Origin of the sequence: Chryseobacterium populi, from assembly GCF_000282115.1 — a bacterium.
Taxonomy (GTDB): domain Bacteria; phylum Bacteroidota; class Bacteroidia; order Flavobacteriales; family Weeksellaceae; genus Chryseobacterium; species Chryseobacterium populi.
Window position 1 is genome coordinate 1 of record NZ_AKJY01000009.1, and the last position, 14,880, is coordinate 14,880.

At 36.5% G+C, this 14,880-nt stretch carries 11 protein-coding genes; 6 read left to right on the top strand and 5 right to left on the bottom strand.

All coding sequences use genetic code 11. The annotated features are described in order from the left end of the window. The 5 genes from mutL to PMI13_RS02735 all read right to left on the bottom strand — a co-directional run. On the bottom strand, positions 1-1,327 hold a 1,327-nt coding region (mutL, locus tag PMI13_RS02715), incomplete at its 3' end, for a DNA mismatch repair endonuclease MutL (RefSeq protein ID WP_007840430.1). Between the two features lie 251 nt (positions 1,328-1,578). After that, positions 1,579-2,418: a YoaK family protein gene (locus PMI13_RS02720; protein ID WP_007840431.1), complete on the bottom strand. Its 840-nt coding sequence runs from the start codon at positions 2,416-2,418 to the stop codon at positions 1,579-1,581. A 30-nt stretch (positions 2,419-2,448) separates the two neighbouring features. Then, positions 2,449-2,943 (bottom strand): hypothetical protein, encoded by a 495-nt coding sequence (locus PMI13_RS02725; RefSeq protein WP_034669940.1) that lies wholly within the window; start codon positions 2,941-2,943, stop codon positions 2,449-2,451. Between the two features lie 218 nt (positions 2,944-3,161). Further along, positions 3,162-4,571 carry a sensor histidine kinase gene (locus PMI13_RS02730; protein ID WP_007840433.1) on the bottom strand — a complete coding sequence of 470 codons (1,410 nt, stop codon included), beginning with the start codon at positions 4,569-4,571 and terminating at the stop codon, positions 3,162-3,164. A 3-nt stretch (positions 4,572-4,574) separates the two neighbouring features. Continuing rightward, on the bottom strand, positions 4,575-5,282 hold the full coding sequence (locus PMI13_RS02735; RefSeq protein ID WP_007840434.1) for a response regulator transcription factor: 708 nt from the start codon (positions 5,280-5,282) through the stop codon (positions 4,575-4,577). Positions 5,283-5,559: 277 nt separating this feature from the next. Between PMI13_RS02735 and PMI13_RS02740 the strand changes: the two genes are divergently transcribed. The 6 genes from PMI13_RS02740 to PMI13_RS02765 all read left to right on the top strand — a co-directional run bounded on the left by PMI13_RS02740 (position 5,560) and on the right by PMI13_RS02765 (position 14,572). Next, positions 5,560-6,132: a helix-turn-helix domain-containing protein gene (locus PMI13_RS02740; RefSeq protein ID WP_034669928.1), complete on the top strand. Its 573-nt coding sequence runs from the start codon at positions 5,560-5,562 to the stop codon at positions 6,130-6,132. Positions 6,133-6,461: 329 nt separating this feature from the next. Further along, positions 6,462-9,287 (top strand): TonB-dependent receptor, encoded by a 2,826-nt coding sequence (locus PMI13_RS02745; RefSeq protein ID WP_007840437.1) that lies wholly within the window; start codon positions 6,462-6,464, stop codon positions 9,285-9,287. A gap of 9 nt (positions 9,288-9,296) precedes the next feature. After that, positions 9,297-10,601, top strand: coding sequence for a DUF5690 family protein (locus tag PMI13_RS02750; protein ID WP_007840438.1), 1,305 nt, complete (start codon positions 9,297-9,299; stop codon positions 10,599-10,601). A 15-nt stretch (positions 10,602-10,616) separates the two neighbouring features. Further along, complete coding sequence (locus PMI13_RS02755; RefSeq protein ID WP_007840439.1) at positions 10,617-11,771, top strand: TIGR03364 family FAD-dependent oxidoreductase; 1,155 nt, start codon at positions 10,617-10,619, stop codon at positions 11,769-11,771. Between the two features lie 5 nt (positions 11,772-11,776). Continuing rightward, complete coding sequence (locus PMI13_RS02760) at positions 11,777-12,445, top strand: HAD-IA family hydrolase (RefSeq protein ID WP_007840440.1); 669 nt, start codon at positions 11,777-11,779, stop codon at positions 12,443-12,445. Between the two features lie 273 nt (positions 12,446-12,718). After that, on the top strand, positions 12,719-14,572 hold the full coding sequence (locus PMI13_RS02765; protein WP_007840441.1) for an alkaline phosphatase family protein: 1,854 nt from the start codon (positions 12,719-12,721) through the stop codon (positions 14,570-14,572). Positions 14,573-14,880 lie beyond the last annotated feature (308 nt).

Below are 14,880 nucleotides of genomic sequence, written 5' to 3' on the forward strand. Positions count from 1 at the left end.
CCAGCCTGTGCATTCTTCCCAAATCCAGCATCAGCGTCCGGTCTCCTTTATTGAACAGCCAGTATCCGTTGGGCAGCCTCATCAGGTCCTCATCAAAATCTTCATCTTCAAATAAGTTAATCTTTGAGGGTTCTGCAGCGATATTCTGATGATACATTTCCGCAAGATTCTGGATTTCTGACTGTTTCACTCCCCTTTCTTCCAAAAACGGGTTATAATCTTTATCTACAACAATTTCAGGCATTTTAATGTTTGCATTATTTCCTTTGCTCGGAAACGATTTCTGCATCATTTCATCCAATTGCGGATCTCTTTCAAAATCCAGGCTTGGAGCCACATTATAAATTCCCAGAGATCTTTTTATCGTAGAACGGATCAAAGCAAAGATAAGATGCTCATCTTCAAATTTCACTTCTGTTTTCTGCGGATGAATATTCACATCAATTTTCTCCGGATCAAGCTCCAGAAAAAGGAAAAATGTAGGGATATATCCTGGTAAAAGCAGCCCTTCGAATGCTTCCTGAACAGCTTTATTAAAATATGGGCTTTTGAAAAATCTCCCATTTACAAAAAGAAACTGTTCACCTCTGGTTTTCTTGGCGCCTTCAGGTTTTGCAACAAACCCGTGGAGCTGGCACCAGATGATATCTTCTTTTATCGGAATCAGCTGTGGTTGCAGTTTTCTTCCGAAAATATCAACGATCCGCTGCATCTGGCTTCCTTTTCTCAATCTGAAAACAGGCTCATCATCATGAAACAATGAAAATTCCAGGTTTTCATGGGCTAATGCGATACGCTGGAATTCATCGATCACATGGCGGAATTCAATATTGTTGTTTTTAAGAAATTTTCTTCTTGCCGGAACATTATAGAAAAGATTTTTAACCAGGAAATTAGATCCGTCGGCAGTCTGTGCCGGGTCCTGAAACTGGAAAACCCCACCTTCAATGTAAATATTGGTTCCTATTGTTGATTCTTTCTGTTTCGTTTTCAATTCAACCTGGGAAACCGCAGCAATAGAAGCCAAAGCTTCCCCACGAAACCCTTTTGTAGTGATTTTAAAAATATCTTCCGTTCCTTTGATTTTAGAAGTGGCATGTCTTTCAAATGCCATTCTTGCATCTGTTTCAGACATTCCTTTTCCGTCATCTACCACCTGAATAAGGTTTTTCCCCGCATCCCTAACAATGAGTTCAATTTTGGAAGCGTTTGCATCAATAGCATTTTCCAAAAGTTCCTTCACTATGGACGCAGGTCTCTGCACCACTTCTCCTGCTGCAATCTGGTTGGCTACATGATCCGGTAAAAGCTGAATAATATCTGACATAAAAACGTAAAATCAACTTACAAAAATAGTCAATGAAAACGGGAATAAAAATACTAAAAACGGGAATTAGGATTTAATTATCAACAAATCAACAATCTTGCCGTAAATCTCCACAAAGTATATCCCTCCTTCACAAAGGTTTCAAAAAAGTCAATCCCCTAATTGATTTTCACAAATAGAGGATTGGTTCACAGCTGGTTTACACAAAATTAGTACTGATCGTTTTTATATTTTTTCCGTCTGACTATATTTTAATCATCAAACACAAATTTTCTTTTTTCCTGTCTTTTTTCTTTTATTTCCGGAATTCCATGGATTTTGTCATACAGATAAGCAAAAATATTTTGCTTTTTATAAATTCTGCTGTATCTGTATTGTGTATTAAAATGCCTTAAATGAATTTTATAGGCATCGTACCCGATTACTACCAGAAGACACAGGCTTATCAGATAAAATACCATAAATTCCAGATAATAATATGTTAATCCTGAAAATACCGCTCCCAATACATAAGCAATCATGATGCTTGTAAGCAGTTTCGCCCTGGCAATCAATTCCCCGTTTTTCCTGAATTTTTTCTGCGTAAACATAGAAAAAAGAATCCCTAAGTCGGTCGTTGTGCCGGTAAGATGGGTTGTTTTTACCGAGAAGTTTGAGATACTTGCTGTCAACCCATTCTGTAAGCCTGTCGCAAACAACATCAGCGCAACTAAATATTCTGTTTCCTCCAATGTTTTCTGATAGAAAAACTGTCCGTAAACCCCTACAAACAGTAAGCATATTATTTCTAAAACGAGAGGCATTGAATGGGCAAAGTATTTACTTCTCTTATTAAAATTGATGACAATAAAATTTGATAAAAAGCTTCCGAAGAAGAAAAGTAAAATCCATCCTCCTACGATACCAACCTGTGCCCAGTTTCCTTTACTGATTTCCGCTGCCAGAATTGCATAATGTCCCGTTACGTTTGAAGTAAAAGAGAGGAATATTAATAGAGATGCTATATTTATAGTTCCTGCCGTGAAGGCAGTCAGCGTCCCCAACCTGATGTTGTCTCCCAATGTCCTGCTGTTACTATAATTTCTTAACATTTTTTAATTTTTAAAGTGTTCTTTATTTTTCTAGACCTCAACAAAAATCTCTGCAAGTCTTCCTCTTTCAGGAAGCCTTTCGGTAATTCCAATTGTGATTTCGCGGGATTCCAGCTCTTTGCATTTGATGATATAAGGAATGATGTCGAATTTTCCTTTGCCCTTACTTTTAACAGATAAAGAGTAATAAGCTTCTTCAATATTTTCGGCTTTCACATAATTATTGAATGTCCGCTGAAAGCTTCCTGTAAAAACATCACAGGTAATTTTGCCGATCAGATGTGGATATTTATTCTTAATAATTCCGTGAGCATCGCAAAATTCCTGTGGCCTGATTTTGTTAAAAATGGTACTTTTTGTAGTAAACAGAAGATCTCTGATTGAATCTCCCATATCATAGCCTGATACGAGAAGAATGTTATATTGATTTGTGTCTTCCGAAGCGTCTTTCTCCTTCAGTACTTTTTTTAATATATTCAAAGATTCAAGAGAATAGTCTGTGGCAATTAAAATTGTTTTGGTCATATCTTTTAGATTTAGTTCCGTGTTATCTTTTTGATAATACAAAACTATTGCGACCATATTAGAAGCTTTTTGGAATGGAATTAAAATGTCATTAAAGAGATTAAAATGAGATTAGAAAATCGTTAAGGCTTATTAATACCTGAAAGGCAAAATCGTTAAATCGCAAATTGCTTTTTATGATGTGGCTGAAAAATTTCAAAAGCTCTAGCCTTCAGCTTCTATATTGTTTTCTCTTCTCTCTGGGTGTTGTGGAAATTAGGAAAACGCATCTGTACAGTGGTTCCCTGGTTTTCGTAAGAACTTACGATGAGCTCACCGTGATGCATTCTGATAATATTCCGGGCAAGTGGAAGACCAATTCCGTAGCCTTCATAATTTTTGGTATTGGATGCCCTGAAAAAAGGGTCATAAATCTTATTCATTTCCTCTTCAGGAATTCCGATTCCATAATCTTTTACAATGATATAAACATCAGTATCCGTAGCGCCCAAAGAAACTTTCACCTGCTGGAAATTGGAATACTTACACCCATTCTGAATAATATTGGTAACGGCAAGATGCAATAACTGCTCATTCCCCTGCACTTTCAGTTTTTCAGGATTATCCGGCAGCATGCTTACATCCAGATAGATATTATTCCGGCTATCAATTTTCCTTAAAGTTTCAATGACATCCCAAAGCAGCTGATCAATACGTACGTTATCCATTTTCTGAATTTTCCCGTCAAATCCGGTTTGGGCGATCATTAATAAAGCTTTGATCTTTTTATCTAATTTTTCGGCTTCATCCAGGATAATTTCCAGGGTTTCTTTGTATTCGTTACCGGTACGGCTGATGGAAAGGGCAACATCGGCTTCTCCCATAATGGAAGTTAATGGTGTCCTCAATTCATGGGATACATTTCCGATCAGGTGATTCTGGGTTTCAAATGAAGTTTCGATACGGTTGAGCATATCATTAAAGGTATCTACCAGCTCATTCAATTCTTTATTATCCAGCTGAGCTTCGAGTCTTAAGTGAAGGTTTTCTGAACTTATTTCCTTTACTTTCCCTGTAATTTTTAAAATAGGTTTGAACAAAGTTTTGGATAAATAAAAAGAGAAGATCATGCTGAAGAAGAGCGAAAGTACAATGCAGGTGATGAGAGTCCTTTTCAAAAATCCTAAATAATAAACCACATAATGGTTTTTAGCAGAAGCTATTGCAATATATTCTTTGTCATCAAATTTGAAAGACTGCCCGATATAATAAAATTCTTTGTCATTGTAATTGGACTCCCCATTTTTTATGATGCTTTTAAAAAAATAATCCGGGATATGCACTTCCTGGGAAATCTTTTTAAAATTGGAATCTGTGGGAACGGCAAATACATAATCTTTTTCCATCGGCAGTTCCTCATCATTCAGGCTGTTCAGAATATAATTTTCAGGGAGGTCAAGGTGTTCTTTACTTTTTTCAATCTGCACAATGGTTGTGGTACGGATTTTAAGCAATTCATAAAACCTCTGATGCGAAAAGTTAACAATAGAGAAATACACCAAACCACTGAACAGCAATATAATGGCAGTAAAAACCAACATTAAAAGAACCATCGTTTTGGTCTGATTTGTAATCACTTTATAAGGCATCCATTACGTTTTTTTCAATACATATCCCATTCCGATAACTGTATGAATCAGTTTATTATCTTCCTGCTGGTCCAGTTTTTTTCTTAAATAGTTTACATAAACATCCACCACATTGGTTCCCAGCTCATAATTGACTCCCCACACAGCATCAAGAATTTCTGCCCGGGAAATCACTTTCTCAGGATTGTTAAGAAAATACATCAGCAGTTTATATTCCGTGGAGGTAAGAGAAACTTCTTCTCCGGAGCGGGTCACTTTTTTGGTATAATTGTTAACCATTAAATCGGAGAACTGAAAAACATGCTCATTATTGGTTTCAGGTTCAATAATTTCCTGAACCGGATTATTATTGCTTCTTCTCAACAAAGATTTTACGCGGGCGACAAGCTCAATAAATTTGAATGGCTTTACCAGGTAATCATCGCCTCCGCTTTCAAGACCGAGAACAATATTTTCAGATGTTCCCAATGCTGTCAGAAAAAGAATCGGAACATGTTTATTCGTTTTTCTGATTTCTTTACAAACATCCAATCCGTTCATTTCCGGTAACATAATATCCAGAACAACAAGATCGAAATCGTTTGACTGTACCAGCTGTACTCCGGTACGCCCGTCAAAAGCCACAGAAACTTCGTAGCCATTTTCCTGCAGCCCTTTTTTAATAAAAGATACCACACTCGTTTCGTCTTCGATCAGAATTATTTTTTTCATAAGTAACGAATATCACAAAAATAGCAAATTTTATTTTGGCCGGAAGTCGTAATCCGGAAGGACAGGAAGATTTAAAATTATTCTTTTTGGAGGCTTAAAATTAAAATATCATTTCTTATTAAAATCAATAACTCCATTATTCTTAACAGTTTAAAATTTAAAAATCAATATAATAATTTTAGTTAACGATTCTAAACTTTGTAAAACTATATGGAATTAATGCTAAATTTGCGGTCACTAATAACGATGAAATAATAAAGGTTAAACCTTAATGAGTATGAATGATTTTTTAATAGGTATCGGAAAGAGATTAAAGGACATTAGAAAAAAAAATAATTTAACCATTCATGAACTCGCGTTCAGAGCCAATGTGAGTAATGGATTGGTTTCCAGAATTGAAAATGGCAGAACGATTCCCTCTCTTCCTGTCCTTCTGGATCTGATTCAGTCACTTGAGATCGATGCCAGCTATTTTTTTGAAGGGGTAGAAAAAAAATCAAATGCAAAATTCATTCATCTCCCTAAAGAAAATCAGCAACTTATTGAAAAGGAAGTTGAGGCAGAGGGCTTTAAGTACCTGCACATTTTCAGTAAAAGCCTTCATTCTCTGGGTTTTGAAGCCGTTTTATTAACCCTTGAACCGAATTCCAGAAGAGAAAAAGTAATTACCGATGCCTGGGAATTCAAATATATTCTGAAAGGAAAAGTAAAATATATAATTGATAATGAAGAAGTCTTTTTAAGAGAAGGCGATTCTCTTTATTTCAACGGAAAATTTCCGCACGTTCCTGTAAGCATAAGCGACGAAAGCTGCATCATGCTTGTTCTTTATTTTTATTCTGATAAATAATAGCTCTGGTATATCCAAATTCAAAAAGTTTACAAATATTCAACTTTTTGCTTTTTTAAGATTCATCAGAATTAATATACAATTAACCAAAACCACTTAAAAAATTGAGTGGTTTTATCAGTTTCCTATTTCTTAATTATATTCAAAAATTCATTCAAGCACCTGCTTTAGAGGACTTTTTTTTACTGATCTTGTCTTTTTCACCAAAAATTAATGTTAATCTATTTGTTGTTTTACCTTTAAAATTATTAAACATTACTTAATATAAAATTGTTACATATATTAAAATTATTAGCTTGATTTGCATAAAAAATTTAATATATGTAAAAATGAAAACAAAATTAGAGAAATTACTTATCCTTGTCTTTGTGTGTGTGATCACTTTGATTTCTGCACAAAAACAATCCATCATAGGAATTATCCTTGACGAAAGCCAACCCCTTCCCGGTGCCTCAATAAAAGTAAAAGGATCTTCCAAAACAGCATCAACAGATGTTGACGGTAAATTTTCCATCAATGATGTAAAAGCCGGAACCTATAATCTGCAGGTAAGCTATATCGGCTACGAAACCTCAAGCATTGAGATAGAAATAAAAACAGGAGAAACCGTAGATCTGGGAAATATAAAGTTATCCCAGAAACAGAAAAATATTGATGAAGTTATTGTCACAGGTACTTTAAAGAATACCGAAGCAAGGGCCTTAAATCTTCAAAAAAATGCAATTAATATTACAAACGTTATTGCTTCGGACGGTATCGGAAAACTGCCGGACAGAAATGCCGCGGAAACAGTTCAGCGGGTTCAGGGCGTTTCCATAGAAAGAGACCAGGGAGAAGGAAGATTTGTTTCCCTCAGAGGGCTTCCTCCGTTCTGGGCATCTACAACCATCAACGGAAACAGGCTTCCGACTGCTGAAGAAGAGACCACTTCAAGGGCTACTGCATTCGATTTTTTCCCAACTGAACTGATTTCCTACGTTCATGTGAATAAATCTTTTACTCCCGATATGGAAGCGGACGGAATTGGTGGTGGTGTGAATTTCATCACAAAAACACCACCTATGAAAACAGAGCTAAAAATCACATTAGGAAGCGGTTACAATACTAAATCGGACAAAGGCGTTTATAATTTGGGATTGCTCTACGGTGGAAGAACTAAAGATAAAAAATTCGGGTATTTATTGAATATCGCTCATTTCACCAGGAACTGGTCAACGGATAATTTTGAAGCAAGAAGAAGTGGTGATGAAGGAGTTTTCAGACTGGAGCTCCGTGATTATAACGGGGTAAGAAAAACCACAGGGATCAATACTGCCTTTGAATATGTTTTATCCCCAAAAAACACTTTATACCTGAAAGGAATATACGGAACATTGGCCGATGATGAAACCCATTACAAGCACAGAATCAGATTTGATAAATTCAGTTCAGTCAATAATACGGCAAGAGTCGAACTACAAAACATTCACAATCTGCTGATTACAGAATTAACATCAGTTTCATTGGGTGGAAACCACCGTTTAAACAAAGGAAAAATTGATTGGGATCTTTCCTATTATGACAACCGGTTTAAGTATGGAAACATCCCAGATAAACAGAATAATTCTTATTATGTGATAAAATATACTCAATCCGGTGTTGGGATCAACCCCAATTATATTGCTGATTATGGAAACGGCCCAAGGGCCTACTGGAAAGCAGACGGCGGAAAATTAGATTATAAAGACCCTGATGCATTATTCGGATTTTACAGTAACCCGGATTTTAAAATGGATGCTTCACAGATGAAATTTACCGACCTGGAATTTTACAAGGTCTTCGTGGAGGAAAAAGATAAAATTGTAGCAGCCTTCAATCATGAGATCAATGTTTCCGACCGGTTGACTTTAAAATATGGCTTCAAATACCGTGACAAGGAACGTAATGCAAGATTTTCAGATATTTTTTACAGCTGGAGCAATGGGAACACTCCTCTTTTATCTGATTTCGGACAATACATCACAAGCCAACCGAACGGTACAAAGTATTTAAGTGAAATGAATGCTCATATCGGAAATACATTCGGCCCTGTTTTATCAACCCCGGGGATGGATCAGTTCTGGCACCAGAATCAGGGAAATTTAAAAATAAATACTGCAGATTCAGAGGCACTAGAGTACAATAAGGCATTGGGGAGAAATTTTGATGTTTTTGAAAAACATGCCGATGCTTTTGGAATGGGAACGTATAAAATCAATGATCAGATTACCATCCTGGGAGGAATCAGACTATCAAACACCCATACAAAAGTAAAAGGCTACAACGTTGTTGAAGATGTTTTAACACCTGTTGAAAACACTAAAAACTATCTTGCTGTTTTACCGATGTTGCACCTGAAGTATACATTAAATGACAAAACCAACGTCCGTTTTGCAGCAACAAGAACTTTTTCAAGACCGAATTTCGGAGATTTAACTCCGGGCGGAACTTATATAGAAGCTGATAATGAATTCAAAGGGGGAAATCCAAATCTGAATCCAACATATTCGTTAAATTTTGACCTGATGGGTGAATATTATTTCTCGAATGTAGGGATCCTGAGCGGTGGTGTTTTTTATAAATCGATTACAGATCCTATATTCCAGGATTCTTTTATCAGCTCTTATAACGGAATCAACGGAGTACAATTTACAGCCCCGAATAATGGAAAAAGAGCGTGGCTGGGAGGTTTCGAACTGGGAATCAACAGAAGATTTGACTTCCTTCCGGGATTCCTGCAGTACTTCGGAACCCAGCTTAACGCTACTTTGATGACTTCCGAAATGGAAAAGCCGAGTGGAAGAAAAGTAGCCCTTCCTTATCAGGCTAAACAACTATATAATGTGCAGATTTTCTTTGAGAAAAAAGGATTCAACGCGAGGATGGCTTATAATTATAAGGGAAAATATGCCGTGGAATATGCCGAAGAAGACCTCAACGATTCCTACTACGGAAAATACAGCAGTCTTGATTTCGGCGGATCATACCAGTTTACAAAATATTTAATGCTGTATGCAGATGTGAATAACATCCTGAATAAGCCACTGATCTATCATTTTGGAAAAAGTGAGGCCCGTCCTGAACAGGTAGAATATTATGGGGTAAGATTTAATCTGGGAATAAAGCTTAATTTTTAAGACAATAAAATGGCTGAAAGCAATAATAAAAATATAGGAATAACCCTGAAAGCGGCGTTTGCTGCTTTTGGAGTCTACTTCTGCATGTATGGTTTTAGGAAGCCGTTTACTGTAGCTTCGTTTGAGGGACTTTCTTATTTTGGGATTGAGTATAAAGTATTGATCATCATTGCCCAGGTCATGGGATATTTCATCTCAAAATTCATCGGGATACGCTTTATTTCTGAATTAAAGCCTGAAAAGAGAATTTCTTATTTATTTATTTTCATCGTCATTGCAGAGCTTGCTTTACTCGGATTTGCCGTTGTTCCGGCTCCTTATAATATCCTTTTTATGTTTATCAACGGGATGCCGCTGGGAATGATCTGGGGAATTGTCTTCTCTTATATTGAAGGACGGAAAACCACAGAGATCATTGGCTTATTTCTCTGCTCAAGCTTTGTCGTTTCTTCAGGATTTACAAAGTCCGTCGGAAAATTTTTAATGGATACTTTCGGAGTTTCGGAGTTCTGGATGCCTTTTACCACAGGATTATTTTTTATCATTCCGCTTATTATTTTCGGGTTTATGCTGGAAAGAATTCCCAGGCCTACAGAAGAAGATATTTTGTTGAAAAACAAGAGACAACCGCTTCATAAAAATGAACGAAAAGCACTTATCCGTCAGTTTTTCATCCCTATTATCTGTATTACATTTCTGTATGTAAGCCTTACTGTTTTAAGGGATTTCAGGGATAATTTCAACCGTGAGATCTGGGATAATCTGAATATCAGGTTTGATAGCTCTATTTTCACCATAACCGAGATTCCCATTGCCATTATGGTATTGCTGGTCTTAAGTTTTATGGTAAAAGTAAAGAACAATAAAAAAGCATTTGCCTATTATCATTATATTCTTTTTATAGGAATAGGAAGTGTAGGCCTTTCCACCTACCTTTTTCAAAATGGCTTCATGTCTCCTTTTTTGTGGATGGTCCTTTCCGGTTTTGGAATGTATCTATGCTATATCCCTTTCAACGGAATTTATTTCGACCGGATGATTGCCGCTTTTGAAATTAAAGGAAATGTGGGATTCCTGATCTATTTTGTAGATTCCTTCGGGTATCTGGGAAGTGTTCTGATTCTTCTTTATAAAAACTTCGGGTCTGCCAGAACTTCATGGCTTAATTTTTACATCTATCTGAATTACATAATTGTCATCATTGTTCTCATCTCATCTTTGATTGCTTATTTAAGCTTCAGAAAAAAATCAAGACCTAAATCAAACAACAATAATCCATACATCAATTTCGATACCCGTTCGAAAATGATCTAAAAAAATACAGTAAAAATGACAACAAAATTCGATTTAATCGTTGTGGGCGGCGGAATTTTAGGAACATTCCATGCTTATCATGCTTTAAAAAGAAACCTGAAAGTAGCCTTGCTTGAAAAAAACTCCCTTCCACAAGGTGCCACGGTAAGAAATTTCGGACAGGTAGTTCCATCCGGGATGGATCTGAAATGGCAGAACTTCGGAAGAGAAAGTTTAGCCCTCTATAATGAATTACAGTCTCAGGCCGATATGACAATCCGGAAAAACGGCTCCGTTTATATTGCATCCAATGATGAAGAAATGCAGTTGATCCATGAGCTCTACGAAATTAATAAGAGCAACGGCTATGAATCCGTCCTCCTATCTAAAAATGACTGCATCAAAAAGTACGATGCCCTGCGTTCTGATTACTGCAAAGGCGGACTGTTTTTTCCACAGGAGCTCTCAGTAGATTCTGCAGAAATGATCGTAAAACTTCATGCATTATTAAAAGAAAAGCTAGGTTTAAAAATATTCTATAGCACGACTGTTGTGGAAACATATGAAGATGATCAGCAATGTGTTGCTACAACCGCAGAAGGAACAGAATTCAAGGCAGAAAAAATAATTATCTGTGGTGGCCATGAGTTTAAAACATTATATCCTAAACTGTTCAATGAAAGTGATCTTGAAGTAAGTAAATTGCAGATGCTTCAGACAAAACCCCAGGGAATTTATTCTTTACAAGGTAATATCCTGACCGGATTATCCATCAGACGATACGAATCTTTCCGGGAATGCCCTTCCTATGAAAAGATCAAATCGCTTGAAGAGCCAAATTCTTTTGAGAAAAAATACGGAATTCATATTTTATTCAAACAGGCTCTCGACGGATCTGTTATCCTCGGAGATTCCCATGAATACGCAAGTGCAAAAGATTCCGATGCTTTGGGGTATGACCTTAATATGGAGATTGATGAATTTATGATCAATGAAGCCCGGAAAATTATAGATCTGCCGACTTACGAAATTCAGAGAAGATGGTTTGGAGTCTATTCCCAATGCAAAACAAAAGACCTCTTTGAACACAGCCCATCTCCTGATATTCATATCGTAACCGGGATCGGCGGAAAAGGAATGACCGGGAGTGGTGGCTTTTCAAAATTTAATATTGATAAAATTTACACATAAAATAAATGAAGAATATAGAATTATTGGTTCTGGATATGGCCGGAACTACAATTAATGAAGACAATGTAGTATACAAAACACTAATGAACGCTGTGAATGACTACGGATATCAGGTTTCTTTAGAGAAAGTTTTATCCAGCTGTGCAGGCATGGAAAAGCTGGAAGCTATCAGCAGCTTATTAAAGGAAATCGGCGGAAAAGAAGAAGAGGCTCCGGCTATTTTTGAAAGTTTTTCAGACCAGCTAAAGGAAGCTTACCGGAATCTCAATGTACAGCCTATTAACGGGGTAGAAAATTTCTTAATAAAAATGAGGTCCGGGAACAAAAAAATTGTTTTGAATACAGGATATACTTCTGAAATAGCACAACAGCTTTTAGACAAACTGGGCTGGAAAGAAAACAGGCATTACGATGCCCTGATTACGGCAGATGATGTCTCAGAAAGCCGCCCAAGCCCTGAAATGATATATCTTGCTATGAAGAAATTTAACATCATTGAACCAGAAAAAGTTTTAAAAGCCGGCGATTCTGTGATTGATATTGAGGAGGGGAAAAATGCCGGCTGCGGACTTACCATTGCCGTCCTTTCCGGAGCTCAAAGTAAAACCGAACTGGAAAAATCCAATCCGGATTATATTTTTAATACCATATCTGAGGCTGAAGAAATTCTTTAACTTATTCTTTCAAACAAAGTCCTGATTCAGCCTCTTTGGTTCAAACATTTTGGTTAGCTACTGATAACACAAACTATTCACGAATGGCTTATTAATTTTTATTGTGCTATTGTGAAGTCTGTTTGTGTTATCTGTGTTTTAAGACATAGCACTTTTAATTATCAATTAATTAACTTTCAATTCACGATTGTTTACAAATAGTAAATTAGTTTTACAATTATTAAATTAAAATTACTATTTGTAAACTTTTTTATTTTTAAACAATTTAAACTCATGAAAACAAAACTCTTTTCAATGGCGGTCTTAATGAGCTTCTTTCTAAGTGCTCAGACTAAAAAAGTTCTTTTTATTGGTGTTGACGGATGCCGAACTGATGTGATGATGTCTTCCAATACTCCTAACATTCATGCATTAGCGAATCAATCGATTTATTCTTTAGATGGCCTTTGCGCTGCCCCTACCTGGAGCGGAAACGGCTGGAGCACAATGCTTACCGGAGTATGGCATACGAAGCACAATGTTCAGGATAATAATTTTACCAACCCTAATTACGCCAGTTACCCTGATTTCCTGACAAGAGCGGAAACTTACAATCCGAATTTAAAAACCATTTCTTTAGCACACTGGGCTCCTGTAAATGATAAAATCGTTCAGAACGCGGATGTACAAACCAATTTAAGCACAGATTTAGCGGTAAAAAATGCGGCAGTCAATGCTTTACAAAATGATAATCCTGATATTCTGTTTGTTGATTTTGACGACGTAGACCACGCCGGACATTCGTACGGTTTCTCTTCAGGTGTTCCACAATATGTTTCTTCAATACAGACAACGGATACCTATATCGGGGAAATTGTCAATGCCATGAAAAACAGGCCAACTTATCAGAATGAAGACTGGCTGGTGGTTGTAACGACAGATCACGGGGCAGTGGATAACGGACATGGTGGAGGAAATCTTTCGGAAAGAAATATTTTCACGATTTATTCAAACCCGAATTTTATTCCGCAACAGATCAGCAAAACGGTAATCGACACCAATAAAACTTACAATCAGCTTAATCTTCCTGCAGGTTCTTATGCAAAACCGGCCAATCAGTCTCCATTTAATTTTGGAACCAGCCAGGATTTTACCGTTGAATTTTGGGTAAAGCCTAACGCTGGCTATTCAAGTGATCCCGTGATGATCAGTAATAAAAACTGGAACAGTGGAAAAAACAAAGGTTTCGTCATTTCGGGATATTCCGGACAGACTTTTAAAATGAATATTGGTGACGGAACCAACAGGATTGACCTTGTGGGAGGAAAAGTTGAGACGAATAAATGGAAACATATTGCAGTAAGCTTTGACAGAGACGGTCTTGTAACGCTGTATGAAGATGGAGTTCCGGTAACTTTTGCTAAAATGAATACGATCGGGAATATCGATTCCGGGCTTCCGCTTACGATCAACCAGGATGGAACCAATGCTTACGGACAAAATCTGGCTGCTTCTTATAGAGATATCAGAATCTGGAAATCTGCAATCCCAAATAATGTTTTGGTGAACTGGGCAAATCAGAATATCACGGCTTCCCATCCTTATTATTCACAATTATTGGCCAACTGGAAATGCGATGAAACTTCGGGAAATACACTGACCGATTCAAGCCCGAACAGCAATAATTCTACGATTACAGGTAACCCCACAAGGTCCCATAATGCCACTGCTAATTTTAAAATTTACAATTATCTGTCAACTACGAGAGAAACAGATCATTTGCCAACCGTATTGAACTGGCTGTGTATTCCGGTTCAGCCTTCATGGGGAATAGATGGTATCAACAGAATCCCTGAATGTTCACCGGGCAATTTATCTTCAAGAAATATTGAAGTCCCGGCAAATGATTTTACGGTTTATCCCAATCCCGCTCAACAGAATATCACTATAAAATTCAAATCGGAAGATAAAGAATCAAATGTTGAAATCATAGACTCAAGAGGAAATGTTATCTCTACTAAAAGATTAAACTCTTCACAAGGGTATTATGATGAAAAACTCAATACAGAAACTCTTCCTGCCGGCTCCTATTTCATAAAAGTGACCGGTAATAAAAAATCTTTTTCAAAAATTTTCATTAAAAAATAAAATACAGAGAAATTTTTTAATTATAATCGCATAATAGATTTAATTTTTGATATTAGAACAAGGACATAATGATCTGAGTTCTAATATTTTTTTTATGGAAGGTCCTGAATTATTTAAGATTATTGGTCTTCCGTTTTACATGTCTTTTTAATTTATTAACTAAAGTAAATTTAATAAATTAAAAAGATTCAAAATTAAGCTAAAATACTGGTTTTCTGATCGTCATATTCCACATCGGTAATTACTTAGTTTTCTTCATACAAAACACTCAATTTAAAATTTGGGAATTTCTACGCTAAAATTTGTCT

What these genes read in the sequence shown, in the direction of transcription:
- PMI13_RS02765 (WP_007840441.1), top strand. Translation starts at nt 12,719, where the DNA reads ATGAAAACAAAACTCTTTTCAATGGCGGTCTTAATGAGCTTCTTTCTA.
- PMI13_RS02750 (WP_007840438.1), top strand. Translation starts at nt 9,297, where the DNA reads ATGGCTGAAAGCAATAATAAAAATATAGGAATAACCCTGAAAGCGGCG.
- PMI13_RS02740 (WP_034669928.1), top strand. Translation starts at nt 5,560, where the DNA reads ATGAATGATTTTTTAATAGGTATCGGAAAGAGATTAAAGGACATTAGA.
- PMI13_RS02735 (WP_007840434.1), bottom strand. Translation starts at nt 5,282, where the DNA reads ATGAAAAAAATAATTCTGATCGAAGACGAAACGAGTGTGGTATCTTTT.
- PMI13_RS02760 (WP_007840440.1), top strand. Translation starts at nt 11,777, where the DNA reads ATGAAGAATATAGAATTATTGGTTCTGGATATGGCCGGAACTACAATT.
- PMI13_RS02745 (WP_007840437.1), top strand. Translation starts at nt 6,462, where the DNA reads ATGAAAACAAAATTAGAGAAATTACTTATCCTTGTCTTTGTGTGTGTG.
- PMI13_RS02755 (WP_007840439.1), top strand. Translation starts at nt 10,617, where the DNA reads ATGACAACAAAATTCGATTTAATCGTTGTGGGCGGCGGAATTTTAGGA.
- PMI13_RS02730 (WP_007840433.1), bottom strand. Translation starts at nt 4,571, where the DNA reads ATGCCTTATAAAGTGATTACAAATCAGACCAAAACGATGGTTCTTTTA.
- PMI13_RS02720 (WP_007840431.1), bottom strand. Translation starts at nt 2,418, where the DNA reads ATGTTAAGAAATTATAGTAACAGCAGGACATTGGGAGACAACATCAGG.
- PMI13_RS02725 (WP_034669940.1), bottom strand. Translation starts at nt 2,943, where the DNA reads ATGACCAAAACAATTTTAATTGCCACAGACTATTCTCTTGAATCTTTG.